The organism is Nitrospira sp. (assembly GCA_005116745.1).
Classification (GTDB): domain Bacteria; phylum Nitrospirota; class Nitrospiria; order Nitrospirales; family Nitrospiraceae; genus Nitrospira_D.
Genome location: SWDS01000001.1, coordinates 185,076 through 202,025 on the forward strand (window position 1 = coordinate 185,076; position 16,950 = coordinate 202,025).

Here is a 16,950-nt window from a genome sequence, read left to right on the forward strand (position 1 = left end):
TCTGTAACGCTCCTGTAATGATGTTGTGATCGGATGCGGGATAAACTCTCACGATTTGCCGGTTGGTAGCTTGATCAGAATCGAAGTGGCATCTGTTGGCAGCGTCACGGTGTGTGTTTTCCCAGACCGTGGCGGCGTGCCTTTTCTGAACAGGATCAGTCCCTCCATGTAGAATGCGAAAGAACAGGTGCAAGAGAGTGTTCATCCTCAAGGAGGTTCCATGATCGATCAGTCTGCTGGGTCTGGAGAATCAGCAGCCGAGCCAGAGCAGGGTATCGATGAGTCGCGCCATCTCCTGAATCGAGAGCTCAGCTGGCTGCGATTCAATCTGCGGGTCCTTGAAGAAGCCGAGGACAAGCGGCACCCTCTCTTGGAACGAGTGAAGTTTCTGGCGATCTTCGCCACGAATCTGGATGAGTTTTTCATGATTCGAGTCTCAGGTCTCCATCGTCAGGTGGCTGGCGGAATCGTCGGAACGACGCCAGACGGCATGACTCCATCAGAGCAAATACTGACGATCAACCGAGAACTGATGGTCCACTATGAACGATACGATACGTGCTGGAAACAGGATGTGTTGCCAGGGTTGGCAGAGGCAGGCATTCGCATTCTACATTATGCGGAGTTGGCGCAGCGGGAACGAGAGGCGATCCAAGGGTACTTTCAGCGAGAAATATTTCCAGTGCTGACTCCGCTCGCCTTTGACCCGACCCATCCGTTCCCTCATATCTCGAGTCTGAGCTTTAATCTTGCCGTATTGGTAAAGGACCCTGATCACGGTGACTGTTTCGCGCGCGTCAAAGTGCCTGATGTCTTCCCGCGACTGGTGCCGATCCCCACAGATGAGGATGTTGCCCGTCACCAGATGGGCTTGGGCGGAGCTGGAGGAGTGCAGCAATTTGTCTGGCTGGAAGAGGTTATTGCGCACAACCTGGACAATCTCTTCCCTGGTTTGGACGTTGTCGCATCCTATCCATTCCGTGTGACGCGAGATGCCGATGTTGCGATTGAGGTAGACGAAGCATCGGATCTTATCGAGGCGGTGGAAGCACAGCTCGATCAGCGACAGTACACGTCAGCCGTTCGCTTGGAATTGGATGTGGCGACACCCAGTCCCATCCGCGAAATCCTGACAAGAAACCTTCAGCTCCCATCGTACCTTGTCTATGCAGGACACAGCCCGATCGGGATGGCTGGGATTCGTGAACTGCATGCACTTGAGCGTCCTGACCTAAAAGATCAGCCGTTTGTTCCGGCCGTCCCTCCCTGCGTGAGTAAATCAGGCAGTCTTTTGGCTGCCATTCGTCAGCAGGACGTGCTGTTGTATCATCCGTATGACAGCTTCATGCCGGTTGTGGAGTTTCTGCGAGAAGCCGCAAACGACCCAGACGTCCTCGCCATTAAACAGACCCTCTATCGCGTCAATCCAAAATCACCCATTGTCGATGCGCTGCTGGAAGCTCGCGTCAACGGTAAACAAGTTGCGGTCTTGGTTGAGCTCAAGGCCCGATTCGACGAAGAAAATAACATTGAATGGGCCCGGAAGCTTGAAGACGAAGGTGTGCACGTTGTGTACGGTGTGCGCGGGCTCAAGACGCATGCGAAGGTCTGTCTCATCGTCCGGCGCGAACCGGAGGGGATCCGCCGCTATGTCCATCTCGGCACCGGAAATTATAACGTGGTCACCAGTCGTATCTATACCGATGCGAGCTACTTTACGTGTGATCCTGCCATTAGCCACGATGTATCCAATCTGTTCAACTCACTGACTGGGTACTCCCGCAAAAACATGTATTCCAAGTTGCTCGTTGCACCGACAACACTCAGGCAGCAACTACTCGATCGGATCGAGCGAGAGACCTGCCGCCACCGGCAGTATAGTGATGGGTATATCGCCTTCAAGATGAATGCATTGGTCGATGCGCAGTGTATCCAGGCTCTGTACCTTGCATCGCAAGCCGGAGTCAAAATTGACCTTCAGGTGCGGGGTATTTGTTGCCTAAAGCCGGGTCTTCAAGGGATCAGTGAGACCATCACCGTCACGTCAGTAGTTGGGCGTTTTCTGGAACACGCGCGGATCTACTATTTTCGCAACGGCGGGCACGACGATATGTTGATGGGGAGCGCCGATCTGATGCCTCGAAATCTGGACCACAGAGTGGAAGTGCTGTTTCCTGTAGAAGATCCTCAGTGGCGCGAGGTCATCATCAATGACATCCTCGGTGTTGGGCTACGAGACAATGTGCAGGCAAGGCGGTTGCTTCCCGACGGGACGTATGAGCGTAAGCAGCCGGCAAACGGTGAAGCTGCATTTAATTCTCAGCAATGGATTTTGGAGCACTGGAAACCTAGATTATAAAGAGCCGTATGGAAGGCAATGATGACGGTCCTCGTCATCCATGAGGAGCGGCGCATAACATCAAGTCTTCACGAGCATCTGCCTCACGCGACATCGCCTAATTGCCAGGCAGCCTATGGAACCATCGACATCATCTACCACGAGTGACGTATGCGAGGAGACTGCGCTCGACCGCAGCCTTGTTGTTAGGCATTTCCGACAGATAGTACTCTGGCCACTCCAGCTAATGCCGATACGCGACGATCTGCCGATCCAGAAACACTGCGACTTTATTCAGACGCAGGGGTTCAATAATCTCTGGCGAGAGGTGGAAGATGAGTTTACCGGCGACCCATCTCAGTTTCAGGAACGGCACTACGGCGAATTCATCACCTTCCTCCCCTCCATCCAGCGATTTCTCTACGGTGAGGGTACAGGGCGGGGACCTGGCATTAATCAGGAATCACCGATTCGTGTGTTCCGTCGCACCGATATCGCGCGGGTGCGGATGACCTACCTCGATCCAAAGTCTGTGCCGGTCATATTCGAGGTCGCACATATTGATTTGTACTTTTTCTATGACATTGACATCGTCATCTTGGCCATGGAGATCTTTGCCGATGACCTCTCTTTGGCTTGTGTCGAGGACACCATGCTTCGTTTTGCCAGAGGATATCCCACGTATTGGGAATCTGAGGGACAGGGTGGCCATTGCCTGAAAAAGGCCGAATGGCTGGCCAGGGATGGCACGGTGCTGGCATCCTCGGACTACGAACACAAGGAGAAGTACTTGTCATTTGTGTGTCAGTACCGGGCGCCGTGCATCGCCTCGCACTGGGAGTTTCTGCTCGAACCGTTGGTGCTCCACCATTCTGGTAAGACGGGCCTCATCCGCTATCGGCAGATCGAATCTCACCTCTTGCCGCTGATGGCCTATTTGACGATTGATAATCCGGCAGCGCTGACCCGGGGGAACTTCATACGGCTGGGGCTAGCCGCCGCGCCTGATCCATCGGACTCTCTGCCCTATTCCGAACGGCACTTATGCGACTTTGAAGACCGGTACTTCTATGATCGCTACTGGAGCGAACAAGACCCCAAGCGCCCGGGAACCCGCTTCATCTGCAGCGGACGCGTGTTGACGCAAGTGAGTGACTGTAGCGACCGGTTTTTAGCCATCCGAAAAACTGGTCTTGAGCAGTTCCGGCACGAGTATTTTGTCCTCTTTTTGATCGCCCATTTTCATAAGGCCGCCATGCTCATGCTGTCCGACCGTCTGGTTGATGCCCTCAACCGGCTGGAACCAGGAAATCTAGAATCGGTCAGGAATTTCCGGCACATGATTCAGCAGATCCTCGGCATGTTCCTGCGTTTTACTCATCGGTACTGGTTCCAGGACGTCTCGGAACATACCCAGGTGAAGGAATTGTTTCGGATGACGAATAGGCATCTCGGAACAGCCCAGCTCTACACCGAGGTTCGAGAAGCGATTGAAGATATGAGTCAGTATCTGGATAGTGAGGTGCTGCGCCGACAGGGAGAAACGATGGTGCGTCTGACCGTCGTGACTACGGTTGGGTTGATCGGCATGGCAACGACGGGCTTTCTGGGCATGAATTTAATCGCCGAGGCTGATAGCCCATTCATAAGAAAGCTCTTCATATTTCTGTGCGTCCTGATCCCAACGACAGCTGTGACCGTGTACACGGTGCTGAAATCCCGGCGTCTGTCAGAATTCCTGGAGAAGGTCTCCGATGAGCGCGCCTTGGTGAGAGTCAAGTTCGCAGCATTCCTTAACGTATGGAGAACCAAGCATGACCGGTTACATTGAAACGGTGACGTGCAAGGTAGATGAGATATCAAGAATGAGGGATGGATGTAATCTCTGTGCATCTAGTGGGCACGGAGGCTAAGGCAGCGAGGCTTCCCCGCATATCTTTTCAGTGCTGGCCAGCCGAGAACAACGATACTGCATACTGATCCCCTAACAGCGATCTGCCGTTCCGCGACGATCAGGGTGATGGACTGTCCATCACCATTTTAACATTCCAGCTCTTAGTCACTGAGAGCTAGCAGGTTAGCAGACACAAACGCCACATCTCTGGACCTCCGCAACAATCTTTAACGGGGCCTTTACCAGTTGTTGATCGATTTGTAATGGTCCGATGCGACAGTCATCACCAGTAAAGGGCCGTTGCAGGTGAGATGTCAACGATACATTCATCCACGCTCAGGCAGGAGGGAATTCTATGTCGATCATCGATGATGAGGGTGTAAGCAATACGTCTGGTAATGAACATTTCCAAGACATTGTGGACACGCGCCTATCGCGACGCAACTTCTTGACAGGTGGTCTCGCGACGGCCGCAGCGGTCTCGCTGAGTGGTGTCGAAGCGCTGCTGAACGCTGTCCCTGCCGCAGCTCAGGAGATCGAAGAGGCAGAAGACACGGATGTGAGGGGAGAAGGACGTGGGGGTCAGCGGCCGATGCTTGGATTTGAAAGTGTGGCGGTTTCTTCTGCCGATGAGATCGTGGTACCGAAAGGGTACACAGCCGAAGTACTCATCGCCTGGGGCGACCCTGTCTCGAATGGGCCAGCGTTCAAACAGGATGCCAGCAACACGGCAGAGGAACAAGCCCGTCAGTGGGGTATGCATAATGATGGGATCGTGTATTTCCCAATTGTCAGGTCGCAGCGTGGCTTGATTGTTCAGAACAATGAATATACAGACGATGGTCTCCTCTTTCCGGACGGTGTGAACAATTGGACGGCGGAGAAGACCAAGAAATCCCTGAATGCTCATGGTGTATCGATTATCGAAGTAGCCAAGCGGATCGGTTTCCACTTTGACTTAGGACGTCGTCGAGGTAAGTGGGATGTCGTGCGACCGTCTCGCTTTGCACGTCGCATTACGGGTATGACCCCGATCGACATCGGTGGCCCTGCAGCCGGCGATTCCCGGTTGGTGACCAGCGACGATCCGACCGGCACGCGTGTGCGCGGCACCCTCAACAACTGTGCTATGGGCTATACCCCCTGGGGGACCTATTTGGCCTGTGAGGAGAATTTCAACGGCTATTTCCGAAAGAACGGCCCGCAAACGACAATGGAAAAGCGCTACGGTATTACGGCGGCAGGGTTCGGCTATCTCTGGCACACAACCGACAAGCGATTTCGTGTCGATGAAGAACCCAATGAGCCCAATCGGTTCGGCTGGGTGGTGGAGATTGATCCATTCAAGCCGCATTCGACCCCGGTGAAACGCACGGCGTTAGGCCGGCTCAAGCACGAAGGGGCCTGGGTGCAGGAGGCGCGGAACGGTCGTGTCGTGGTCTACATGGGTGACGACGAACGAAACGAGTACATCTATGGGGCTGTTGAAAAAAGCGGTGTGCGGCCTCCGGTGAGAGGAGGATGGTCCAAACGACAAGGCGCAGTATAACAACAATTCAAGCACCGCCCCCTTTATTCAACAGTCCCTCTATCGCTATGTCTCCAACCTGCCTTGGCGTCAGGCTCGCCATCAGGGGATCAATCCCCTCGACGATGGCATACTCTACGCCGCCAAGTTCCATGCAGATGGAACCGGAGAATGGTTGCCGCTCGTTCCAGACAATCCGCGTCTCGCCGGATGGTCGTTGAACGACATTCTGATCAATACCCGCGGGGCCGCCGATGCCGCCGGTGCGACCATGATGGATCGCCCCGAATGGATCGATACATTTCCGAAAGATCTGACGGCCATCGCGACGTTGACGAATAACAACCGGCGTGGCTCGACCCCACCGTCGGTCAATAATCCAGATGGGTCTACCGCAGCTGGCTCCGCCCGTCCGCCGGTGGACGTGGCTAATCCGCGCGCCATCAACAACTACGGCCACATCATACGCTGGTACTATCGCCAGGATTGGACGGAACCGACCTTCGGCTGGGATATCTTCGCGCTCTGCGGCGATCCTGCCAACCCGGCTCACGGCTCCACGATCTTCGGGGACAAGTATGGCTCACCAGACGGCATTTATGTCGATCCCAGCGGCTTGCTCTGGGTCCAGACCGATGTGTCAACCTCCACGATCAACGCCGGTGCCTATATCGGTTTCGGCAACAACCAGATGCTCGCGGCGCATCCTGAAACCAGAGAGACCCGACGATTCCTCGTCGGTCCGAGTCAGTGCGAAATTACCGGTGTGTTCATGACGCCGGATCGGCGCACGATGTTCGTCGGGATTCAGCATCCGGGCGAACGACCGGACGACTTGCCGGGTGATCCACTCAATCCCAAGCAGTTTAGCTCCTGGCCTGACGGCCCGAACGGTGGGCGACCCCGGTCGTCCCTGATCGTGGTGACCAAAGACGACGGTGGGAAGATCGGCAGCTGAGATTTCTACACCTGTGGTGGGCCCTTGGACCAAAAGGTCTGAGGGCCTCATCTCCAAGGACGGATGAGATGCAGTCTCGACAACGTATTTCAATGCTACAGTGGGAGGGAGAGGAGTTCGGATATCAGTGCATTGCCAGGCCACAATTCCGTTTAGCGCACATGCCGGTGTCTCCGCTGCCCCGCCCTCCAATAGCCATGCGTCGGCAGATCCTGGTGCGCAATCTATTCAAGTACGTGAAGGAAATTCAGAAGCTCAATGATGGGTATGCTTTGCAGTTTCACCGGTCGGAGAATCTGGAGGATCTGATCGGGATCATGGCGGACTACATTGTGTTTGAAAGCCTGAATTCACCGCAACTCACATTTGCGATCGTTGAAGAACCGCCCACCAAGGCCTTCTGGTTGCAGGTGCGCGGGCTGGAAACTGATGACCACGATGTCACATCGCCGTTGATCTCATCCGATTCTGCTGTGTCTCCTTTGGTCTGAGGCTCAGCACAGCGGGGCACTCCTCGGTCAGCTCTCCTCTATGAGTACTGCGGATCTATTCCAGGTAGACTGATGACGCCCATAGATTGAAGTTCGTGGGCGCCCGGGCCGTACAGATCGTTGGCGTCGGCGGTTCATCAGGATGACATGATCGATGACGTCCCCACAGTGAATACAACGCATCACAGAGAGTTTCGCCCCTCCTTCAACAATAACCTCGAGTACGTTCATGCCGGCACAGCGTGCGCATTGCATAGCCACCTCCTTCATCGAAAGTTGACCTTCCATGTAAGTCGCGCTTGCCCCTTCTGTTGAAAGAAAGGGCAAGCGTGGAGGAGCCAGGCACTGGCTTGGGAGGGCAGGTCGGCTCCCCCGGGGCGTCGTGCGATCCGTCGTCAATGTCCGTAGTGTTGACGCTCCATGCGTGCAAGGCAAGATACGCAAAAGAGCGCATCTGGCTGAACCGTCAGCCGAGCATAAGGAATCGCCTTCCGGCACTGCCGACAGCATCCATAGCTCTTGGTCTGCGTCAATTGCAGAGCGCGCTCAATCCGCTTGAGCCTCGCGATCATTCTCGTCCTTACCTGTATGGCCAGATCTTGCTCGAAATCGTTCGATGCCTGATCGGCAGGGTCTGCATAACATGCTCGTTCGGACGGCGGAACAAGCGAGAAGTTCCACTTGGATAACAGTGAGGTGCGTTGCCGGCTGAGTTCCTCTCTCAATCGTACGCGCTTGGTCATGTGGTTCACTCCCGTGAGCGCGGGCAGTTTGCTGTCTGCGCTCACTCGACTGCCATTTGGTTGTGCAGGAGGGGCCTCCCCATAATCTCTTGAGGCCAGTGATACAGCATGGATGGCAACGTTTGGTTACAGAGAGTTTACACCTATGTAAAAAGTTTCGACGTGGTCTTGTGGAGGCCGTGTTATGGTTGACCACGAGTTGTTGAGGTGATGGGGGAGGTGGAAATCGATATCTCTCGCCATCGCTCGAAGCACGTTGCCGAATTCCAAGGACGACATCTCCACTACGTCATGACGGTCTGTGATCACGCCCACGCATCGTGCCCGACGGATCTCAGAGGGGATGTTCAGTTACATTGGAGGTTTGATGATCCGGCCGATGCACAAGGCTCCGATTCTGATCGCTTACAGGTCTTCCGCCGAGTACGTGATGAGATTGCCGAGCAGGTCAAAAAGTGGTTGCGACCGGTGGATCAATCATCGGAATCTGGTTCAATGTCCTCCCCCAAGGCTCATAACCAGAGGAGACGGAGAAAAGGCGGAGGGATGAGTGAGGTTCGTTATGTCCTTCGCATGTTATCGCCATCGCGACAATGCAGGCGAATTGACTATACTTGAGGTTGATCCAATAATTTGTATCCAAGCGTCTTGACCGAGACAATCGAGTCATTGAGGATGGGCACTTTCAGTTTCAATCGCCGAACATGGACGTCAACGGTTCGCGTCGTTCCATAATAGTCGTAACCCCACACTTCATTAAGCAGTACCTCCCGCGTCAATACCCGTCCAGGGTGACGTAAGAGATGCGCCAGCAGTCCAAACTCCTTCGCTGTGAGCAGCACTTCTTTACCTCTGACCGTCACTTCATGTCGCGTCAGATCCATTTGGAGAAAGCCGTACACTAAGGACGTTGGTTTGTGATCGTTTGTTCGTTCCAGCCGACGGAAGAGGGATTTGACCCGAGCCACCAATGCCTTGGGGCTGAAGGGTTTGGTGACGTAGTCATCGGCTCCGAGCTCCAGTCCGACAACGGTATCGGACTCTTCGTTCTTTGCTGTGAGCATGATGATCGGCAACAGGGCGGTCTCAGGCTTGTATCGGAGTGTTTTACATACCTCCAATCCGTTCAGGTGAGGCAACATGAGATCGAGAATCACCAGATCAGGATGCTCAGATGACACGAGCTTCAACGCTTCAAGACCGGTTGTGGCGAGGCAGGCGTGAAATCCTTCCTTTTCAAGATAATGCTTGACCAACTGTGCAATATCCTGTTCGTCTTCGACGATGAGAATTTTCTTGGGACGTGGTGAACTCACGGAATCTCCCCAATCATTCTTCTTTAGCTTGCACAAGCCACCATACGCTTTCTACGTTACAGGCTTGTTACAAATGGAAGAGATGGGAAGGTGAGGGTGAGAGGGGTGTGAAGCGACCGTTTCAGGCGATCGGTTCATTCAAACGAATGGTATAGAGGTAGTGGTACAGACCCTTACGCGCGAGAAGCTCTGCGTGAGTGCCTTCCTCGACCAATTTCCCCTTATCCAGGACCAGAATTCGGTCGGCCCTCTGGATGGTTGACAGTCGGTGGGCAACGACGAAGGTCGTGCGACCTGCCATGAGGCGATGGAGCGCTTCCTGCACCAGCCGTTCGGATTCGGTGTCCAGCGATGAGGTGGCTTCGTCCAAGAGTAAAATACGAGGATTTTTTATGATGGCCCGAGCGATCGCAATGCGTTGGCGTTGTCCGCCTGACAGGTTGACGCCCTTCTCGCCGACCAGGGTTTGGTATCCATCAGGTAAGCCAAGAATGAAGTCGTGTGCATGCGCGGCTTTGCTGGCTTCCGATACTGCGGCTTCATCCGCGTCCCTTTTTCCGTAGCGAATGTTATCAAGGATGGTTCCTCCAAACAGGATGGTTTCCTGTGGGACCAGTGCAATCTGTTGGTACCAACTGTCAAGGGTCACATCACGCAGATCGTTGCCGTCGATAGTGAGGCGCCCTTCGATCGGATCGTAGAACCGGTGAAGCAGGTTCATCATCGTGGTTTTCCCGGCGCCGGTTGGGCCAACGAAAGCGACCAATTCGCCAGGCTTGGCTTCAAACGACAGGTCGAATAACACCGGATGTTGAGGGCCGTAACCGAAGCTGACTCTCTCGACTCGGACGTGTCCTTCGACGGTGGAGAGACGCTGCGCCGTGGGTTGATCCGCAATTTCTGGTTGTGCATCCAGAATCTCAAAGACCCGTTGCATGGCTCCCTGCGCCTCTTTGAGCTGCGTAAAGATGCGAGCGCCTGCGCTAAATGGGCCGATGAGGATGCCAGCAAAGAGGACGAAGGCGAACAGCTCCCCTGGCGTGACAGTCCCATCGATGACCTGTTGACCGCCGTACCACAGCACCGCTGCTGCCGCGGAAAAGGTGACCAGGCTGATCACGGGAATGAACACGGCCATGATGCCAGCCCGATGCAGCGTAAGGCGAAGCATTTCGCTCACCTGGATGGAGAAGCGGGTTTCCTCTCGCCGTATCTGCACGAATGATTTGACGATTCGAATGCCGGAAATCACTTCTTCGATGAGGGTGCTGAGCGCGGCTGTGTGATCTTGAATCGAGGTGGACAGGGATTTCAGTCTGCGGCCGAATACTTTAGCGACCAGGACCAGCAAGGGGAGCAGGATCAGGATCAGGAGGCAGAGGCGCCAATTCATCATCAATAGAAATGTCATGCCGCCGATGAAGGTCACGAGTTGCTTGACCGTGTCGATCGGGGTTTCTGTGACGATAGATTGAATGACCGCGACGTCGTTCATGACTCGCGACAGCAACTCCCCGGTGCGGCGTCGTGAGAAAAAACTGACCGTCAACGTCTGCAGGTGGGCAAAGAGATGTTGACGAAAGTCGGCGACAATGTGTTGAGAAACCCAGGCCGTCAGGTAGCTGTGGCCCATCGAACAGAGCCCCTGCAGAATCACCAGGCTCAGGAACAGGCCAATCGACCTAGTCATCTGGTCAGCATCGTGCTGAACCGTAATGACATCCCAAAGGGTGCCGGCCAGCCGAACTAAGGCGAGATTGATGAGCGCAACCCCGCTCACTAAGAGCCCGGCCAGCATCAGCCGTGGCACATATGGGCGTATGAACGGCAGGAATCGCTTGAAGATCGACATCGTGATCAGGCGGTGTGTCGGCACGAAATCGTGCCCTCGCTCACGGCAACGCTGAACGAGTACGCTGACGAGGGTGAGAGGAAACGACTAGAGTTGAGCGATCGACTCGATTAGATTCTTATTGATCGCAATGAAATCCGCTCGCTCCTTATCGTCGACAACCACGTCGGTCAGGCTGATAAAGAGACGGGCTTCTTCGTTGATCGCATCGGAGACGCGATGCCGCATCGGAGGGACGAGGAAGTCGCCCACGTAGGTACAATTGACCGTTCGTACGCGGATACGGACTTTCTTCCCTTCGGCCACGGTTCCCTCCTCCGGCCACAACGGTAGAACTTAGCTTTTTCGGCGAAGAAACTTCTGGCGCTGGCGCAGCTTCTTATACTTGTGCTTGCGCATCTTCTTTCGCCGTTTCTTCAGGACGCTTGACATGTTCTGTATCTCCTAAGGAGGGGGAGTCTAAAAGCTTTCCGCTCAAAATGCAAGGTCACGGCGTCTTTTCCCCTTATGCTATACTGCACCACCATGTACCTTGGAAGGATTGAGTTTTTACGGCCTCCAACTATTGTGTGGCTGATCGTGCTTACTGTCGCGATCGTTGGGTGCCCGTCGAAGACCATCCGATACCCAGCAGAGCATGAGCGACTCCTCCGTATCGATCAAGCGGTGGAATCCTTGCGGAGTGCCTATCAACACAAGAATCGGTCCGAGTTCCATGCCCTGCTGTTGCCGATGGATCAGCTGGACGAACTGAAACGGCAGGTCGAAATGGACTTCACAGCCTTTTCCGCCATCTCCCTCGAGTTCAAGATCGAACGCGTCACGCTTGAAAAGGACGATGTCAACGTCCTCATTCATTGGCAAGGAACGTGGAAACGAGACGCTACTGATATGGGGGTCCGACAACGAGGCCTCGCACGGCTGCAATGGGTCGGTACGCACTCGATTCTCCTGCGCGGTGCGCAAGGAGATGTGCCCTTCGGAATGAAGACAAAGCAGCTGTTGGCGGAACCTCCCACATCGCAGACCCTTCCACGATAACGATGCCACGAAGCGCACTGGAAGCAGATTTTCTCGTCATCGGCAGCGGAGTCGCTGGGCTTCGAGCCGCCCTGGACCTCAGTCGAATCGGTCGAGTGATCGTGCTCACCAAGGGCCATCCCTTACAAAGTAATTCCATCTTTGCGCAAGGCGGGGTGGCCGTGGCTTTGAGTGAGGAGGATGATGTCGCCATCCATTTGACCGATACCGTGAAGGCTGGACACGGCCTGTGTCGTCGTGAAGCGGTGCGTGTTTTGGTGGAGGAGGGACCGGATCGGATTCAAGAGCTCATCCGCTGGGGCGCGAAATTCGATAAAACGGGTGGGAAGTTTGCCTTTGCACGTGAAGCGGCCCACAGCCGCAGCCGAATCCTCCGTGCGAGAGGCGATGCGACAGGGAACGAAATGGTGAGGGTGTTGATAGCGCAGGCTATGCGACACAAGCGGATCGTCCGGCTGGATTACCATTTCACCGTTGATCTCGTGGTTGAGGAAGGCCGATGTTGTGGAGCGGTGGTGCTTGATGAGCATTCAGGGGAACAATTCATTATTCCTGCAAAAGCCGTCGTCCTGTCGACAGGGGGGGCGGGACAGATTTTTGCTCGCACCACCAATCCGCCGAATGCGACCGGCGATGGCATGGCCATGGCATTTCGTGCAGGAGCGCAACTCCAGGACATGGAATTCGTCCAGTTTCACCCGACCTCGCTGTATCTGCCCTCAAGCCCGCCTTTTTTGTTATCAGAAGCCATGCGAGGAGAGGGCGGTCAGCTGCGCAGCAATAAGGGAGAGACCTTTATGTCGCGGTATCACCCGCTCGGCGCCTTGGCTCCGAGGGATATCGTTGCACGGGCGATCTGGGCGGAAATGGCGGCGACGCGTGCGCGGCATGTCTACCTTGATGTGACTCACTTGGGGGCGAGTTTTGTCAAACAGCGATTTCCGACGATCTATGCGACCTGTCTCCGTCACGATATCGATATCACGGAAGAATGGATCCCGGTCTCCCCGAGCGCCCATTACATGATGGGGGGGGTAGCGACCGATCTCAACGGGGCGACGACCTTGCCGGGTCTTTTTGCGGCGGGCGAGGTTGCCTGTAGTGGTGTGCATGGCGCCAACAGACTGGCCAGCAATTCCTTGCTGGAGGGATTGGTGTTTGGGATGCGGGCCGGCGTGGCCGCTGTCGCCTGGGCCTCACGCCGTTCGATGCCTGATGTGACTCACCATGTAGAGGGTCTGAGGAGCGGTCGGTTGGAACGATTGGAGGATGCCGAAAAAGTGCGCAGTTCGCTTCGGCGGATCATGTGGGGACAAGTAGGGCTTATCCGTTCTCGGGAGTCTCTCGTTCGTGCCACGGCCCAGCTTGCGCGGTGGGGGCAGATGGTGTCCCGATCCTTTATGGGGAGGGCCGATCTGGAGGTCAAGAATATGGTACAAGTGGCGCATTGCGTGGCCGAAGCTGCGCTCTGGAGAGAAAATAGTGTGGGCGCCCATTACCGATCCGATTTTCCAGGACCAAAACGACCGGGCTGGAAACAGCATAGTCAAGTATATCGGGGGGGCCGAACTACTGGCCGGACTGAATCGAAGACACGGGGGCGGGTTGTGGCAGTGCGTACTCCGAAGAGGGGATGACGTGTCCGGTCACGGCAAGGTCACGGGCGAGGAAGAGTCGATAGTATCGCAAGACCTTGCGGACATAGAGGCGGGTTTCAGTAATTGGCGGAAGAGCTCGGTAACGATCGACGACATGCTCCCCGGCGTTATAGGCAGCGAGCGCCAGTGGAAGGTTGCCACGGAATCGGTCGAGCAACTGGCGTAAGTACTTCGTCCCTCCTCCAATATTGTCTTCGGGATCATAGAGGTCACGGACCTCCAATCTCACTGCCGTTTGCGGCATCAATTGCATCAATCCGATGGCTCCGGCTCGTGAGACCGCACGAGGGTCGAAATCCGATTCAGCCTTAATGATAGCGCGGATAAGCGCAGGGTGTAGTTGATGCTGCTGGGAGAATCGACGGATCACCGGTTCCAATTCCGCCTCTGAGAGAACGGGATGGAGCCGATTCGGGTGGAGGTCGATCCGGCGGTATCGAGTGTCGGAGGGAACGTTGGTGAGCGATATTGTCCCCTTAGCATCGACATATTGGTACATCTCTGCACGACTATCACTTGGAACAGCCAGCAGGATGCTGCTGCTCAATGCGACGAGAATAGTCATGACAGGCCGGTACGTTGAGGAGTGATGGAGTGTGTTTGGTTTTGGCATGGTCACACGATAGCAGTCTGTCACTGCCTGTCAAGGAAATGCAGATCTTGTGTGTGGGGGCAGAAGAATGATGAGAGAAAATAGGAAGATGAGGGCTTATCGAGTATGAAGCCTATTCCCGTATCGGCCTCGCATCGCTGGGAATTGCTCCCGTAGCTTCAGGGTCAGTGGACCTGGTTTTCCGTCGCCGACAGCTCGACGGTCGACGGAAGTCACCGGCATGATTTCCATGCTAGTGTTCGTGAGGAAGCATTCGTCGGCCTTGAACAAGTCGTCAACGGTATAGCGACCTTCGTCGGTGTGGATGTCGAGCTCTCTGGCCAACTGAATCACGATCATTCTGGTGATGCCATCGAGCAAGCCGCATTCCAGAGCTGGTGTTCTCAATGTGCCGTCCAGGACGAGGAACACATTGCTGATGGTGCATTCAGTCAGATGCTGCTCCCAATTAAGGAGGATACTGTCGAATGCGCCTGCTGCGAGGGCTTCACGTTTAGCCTGAATGTTGTTCAGAAAGTTTGTGGACTTGATCTGCGGCGACAACGCGCTTGGCAAATTCCGTTTCGTGGACGCCACGATTAGCTTCACGCCCGTTTCATAGAGATGGGACGCTAGGGGCACGAGACGCTTGGCCATCACGACAACGGTCGGTGACGAACAGAGTGCCGGGTCCAATCCGATGTCTCCCGCCCCTCGCGAAACGGTGATTCTTAGATAGGCATCCCGCTGATCGGTTCCTACCTCGTTGCGGATCATGGCTTCCTGCAGAATGTCCGCCAAGCGCTTCATGGAAATCGGGATCGTCAGCCCGATTGCTTCTGCGGAACGGAACAACCGTGACAGATGCTGGTCTTGCATAAAGATATGAGGGCCATAGGAGCGCAGCGTTTCATACACTCCATCTCCGTAGAGAAACCCATGGTCGAAGACGGAGATCACGGCGTCTTCGTCTTTGACGAACTTGGTATTCAAATAAATCCACATGGGGCTATGAAAAGGCGCTGAAGAACGCCTGGGCTTTATGGATGGTTTCTTCATATTCGCGTGTGGGGTCGGAATCGGCCACAATTCCTGCTCCGACCTGGAGATAGCCCTGGCCGTTCTTCATGACAAGCGTACGTATCAGAATATTGAAATCGAGGTCCCCACTCCAGCTGAGGTAACCCATCGAACCGGTGTAAGGACCGCGGCGTACCGGCTCCAACTCCTCAATGATCTCCATGCAGCGGACCTTGGGTACCCCGGTAATCGTCCCACCTGGAAACATGGCTTTCAACAGATCAAAACCAGTCGCGTGATCGTTGAGGGTGCCGGCCACATGGGAGACCAGATGGGTGACATGGGAATATTGCTCCAAGGTCATCAATTCATCCACCTGGACGCTCCCGAAATGACAAACTCGCCCGAGGTCATTCCGCTCAAGGTCAACCAACATGACATGTTCCGCGCATTCCTTTTCATTAGCCCGTAACTCATGGATCAGTCGCTGATCGTCGTCGGTGTTTTTCCCACGAGGCCGTGTTCCCGCGATCGGCCTCGTATCGGCTCGATGTCCTTCCAGTCGAACGAGCCGTTCCGGTGAGGAGCTGATGAGGCGAATTGCGTCAAACCGGAGTATTCCCGAGAAGGGGGAAGGGTTCAACGTGCGTAAGCGACTATAGGCAGACAGATCGGTTTGAAGGTCCCCGAGAGAGGAGAATGCCGAACCGGTCACGTTGAACCGATGGGAGAGGTTGGCTTGATAGATGTCACCGGCTGAGATGTATTCCTGGCAACGGCGCACGTTCCGACTATAGATCGCCTGATCCTGTTCCGGTGTAAATGTCAGGCGACCGAGATGACTCCCGTGCGCGTCTGCCATATCAGGCCTGGTCAATCGAGCTTCAAATTCGGCTAGTCGATCCCTTCCCTCGCGAAATAGCCTTTCACGAGGCTCGCTCAAAAATCGGTCAAGCGGCGGACAAAACATGAGCACCAGGCGGTTCAGTGCATGATCGATTGCCCCGACAAGATCGAAAAATGCGAACTCCAGTTCAGGGCAGGCCAGGTCATCTAAAGCGAAAGACGGCAACCTCTCAAACTGGCGTACGAGATCATAACTCAAGTAGCCGACCGCGCCACCGAAAAATGGCGGAGCCTCAGGAGGACGAACGATCCGCTGACGGTTTAGGAGATGCGTCACATATTGAAACGGAGATGTGCCTGGACCTATGCGGCCTTGAATCAATCGGCCTACGCAGATATCTCCATTCCCATGCAGTGTTTGATAGGGATCAACGCCAAAGTATGAATACCGTCCCATGGTGCCATCACCGGTACCGCTCTCAAAGAGAAACGAAGGGCATCGAGCTGATGCGATCTTCGAGTACAGTTCAAACGGGCTTGCCGAGGGAGCGGGGCGTGTCACAATAAGAGGCGAAGGAGAGCTGTGCAGGAATGGGATCAATGAGGGGAAGATTGTGGGCATAGGTGACGTATTCTCAGCACGAACGGGAGATCACTATACCGTATATACCGA

At 54.9% G+C, this 16,950-nt stretch carries 16 protein-coding genes; 8 read left to right on the forward strand and 8 right to left on the reverse strand.

Going from position 1 to position 16,950, the window contains the following annotated elements; translation table 11 throughout:
* Positions 1-220 precede the first annotated feature (220 nt).
* The 5 genes from ppk1 to E8D52_00960 all read left to right on the forward strand — a co-directional run bounded on the left by ppk1 (position 221) and on the right by E8D52_00960 (position 7,209).
* The gene (gene ppk1, locus E8D52_00940; protein TKB70690.1) at positions 221-2,359 is read left to right on the forward strand and encodes a polyphosphate kinase 1; all 2,139 of its coding nucleotides are present in this window, start codon (positions 221-223) and stop codon (positions 2,357-2,359) included.
* Between the two features lie 115 nt (positions 2,360-2,474).
* Positions 2,475-4,169 carry a hypothetical protein gene (locus tag E8D52_00945; GenBank protein ID TKB70691.1) on the forward strand — a complete coding sequence of 565 codons (1,695 nt, stop codon included), beginning with the start codon at positions 2,475-2,477 and terminating at the stop codon, positions 4,167-4,169.
* 418 nt (positions 4,170-4,587) lie between these two features.
* The gene (locus E8D52_00950) at positions 4,588-5,781 is read left to right on the forward strand and encodes a DUF839 domain-containing protein (GenBank protein TKB70692.1); all 1,194 of its coding nucleotides are present in this window, start codon (positions 4,588-4,590) and stop codon (positions 5,779-5,781) included.
* Between the two features lie 25 nt (positions 5,782-5,806).
* On the forward strand, positions 5,807-6,718 hold the full coding sequence (locus tag E8D52_00955; GenBank protein TKB70693.1) for a DUF839 domain-containing protein: 912 nt from the start codon (positions 5,807-5,809) through the stop codon (positions 6,716-6,718).
* 68 nt (positions 6,719-6,786) lie between these two features.
* Positions 6,787-7,209 carry a hypothetical protein gene (locus E8D52_00960; GenBank protein TKB70694.1) on the forward strand — a complete coding sequence of 141 codons (423 nt, stop codon included), beginning with the start codon at positions 6,787-6,789 and terminating at the stop codon, positions 7,207-7,209.
* Between the two features lie 395 nt (positions 7,210-7,604).
* Here the strand turns inward: E8D52_00960 and E8D52_00965 are convergent, their stop codons facing one another.
* Entirely contained in the window at positions 7,605-7,952 is a 348-nt protein-coding gene (locus E8D52_00965; GenBank protein ID TKB70695.1) for a TraR/DksA family transcriptional regulator, read from the reverse strand.
* 207 nt (positions 7,953-8,159) lie between these two features.
* Here E8D52_00965 and E8D52_00970 point away from each other — a divergent pair, with 207 nt between their 5' ends.
* Positions 8,160-8,570, forward strand: coding sequence for a hypothetical protein (locus tag E8D52_00970; protein ID TKB70696.1), 411 nt, complete (start codon positions 8,160-8,162; stop codon positions 8,568-8,570).
* Here E8D52_00970 and E8D52_00975 read toward each other — a convergent pair.
* The 4 genes from E8D52_00975 to E8D52_00990 all read right to left on the reverse strand — a co-directional run bounded on the left by E8D52_00975 (position 8,561) and on the right by E8D52_00990 (position 11,552).
* On the reverse strand, positions 8,561-9,268 hold the full coding sequence (locus E8D52_00975) for a response regulator transcription factor (protein TKB70697.1): 708 nt from the start codon (positions 9,266-9,268) through the stop codon (positions 8,561-8,563). The genes E8D52_00970 and E8D52_00975 overlap by 10 nt on opposite strands.
* A 121-nt stretch (positions 9,269-9,389) precedes the next feature.
* Positions 9,390-11,120 carry an ABC transporter ATP-binding protein gene (locus E8D52_00980; GenBank protein TKB70923.1) on the reverse strand — a complete coding sequence of 577 codons (1,731 nt, stop codon included), beginning with the start codon at positions 11,118-11,120 and terminating at the stop codon, positions 9,390-9,392.
* An 87-nt stretch (positions 11,121-11,207) separates the two neighbouring features.
* Positions 11,208-11,426: a hypothetical protein gene (locus E8D52_00985; GenBank protein TKB70698.1), complete on the reverse strand. Its 219-nt coding sequence runs from the start codon at positions 11,424-11,426 to the stop codon at positions 11,208-11,210.
* A gap of 30 nt (positions 11,427-11,456) precedes the next feature.
* On the reverse strand, positions 11,457-11,552 hold the full coding sequence (locus tag E8D52_00990; protein TKB70699.1) for an AURKAIP1/COX24 domain-containing protein: 96 nt from the start codon (positions 11,550-11,552) through the stop codon (positions 11,457-11,459).
* A gap of 147 nt (positions 11,553-11,699) precedes the next feature.
* On the opposite strand from E8D52_00990, the gene E8D52_00995 reads away from it, so the two are divergent.
* A complete protein-coding gene (locus E8D52_00995; GenBank protein ID TKB70700.1) occupies positions 11,700-12,161 on the forward strand; it encodes a hypothetical protein in 462 nt (153 codons plus the stop codon).
* Between the two features lie 2 nt (positions 12,162-12,163).
* On the forward strand, positions 12,164-13,798 hold the full coding sequence (gene nadB / locus E8D52_01000) for an L-aspartate oxidase (protein TKB70701.1): 1,635 nt from the start codon (positions 12,164-12,166) through the stop codon (positions 13,796-13,798).
* On the opposite strand, the gene E8D52_01005 is transcribed toward nadB, so the two are convergent.
* From E8D52_01005 to E8D52_01015, 3 genes are all read right to left on the reverse strand, one after another.
* Positions 13,731-14,384, reverse strand: a complete 654-nt coding sequence (locus tag E8D52_01005) for a lytic transglycosylase domain-containing protein (GenBank protein ID TKB70702.1) — start codon at positions 14,382-14,384, stop codon at positions 13,731-13,733. The two genes, nadB and E8D52_01005, sit on opposite strands and share 68 nt — an antisense overlap.
* A gap of 144 nt (positions 14,385-14,528) precedes the next feature.
* Positions 14,529-15,470 (reverse strand): branched-chain amino acid aminotransferase, encoded by a 942-nt coding sequence (locus tag E8D52_01010; GenBank protein ID TKB70703.1) that lies wholly within the window; start codon positions 15,468-15,470, stop codon positions 14,529-14,531.
* A complete protein-coding gene (locus E8D52_01015) occupies positions 15,421-16,899 on the reverse strand; it encodes an anthranilate synthase component I family protein (GenBank protein TKB70704.1) in 1,479 nt (492 codons plus the stop codon). Before E8D52_01015 ends, E8D52_01010 begins: the two co-directional genes overlap by 50 nt.
* Positions 16,900-16,950: the final 51 nt, after the last annotated feature.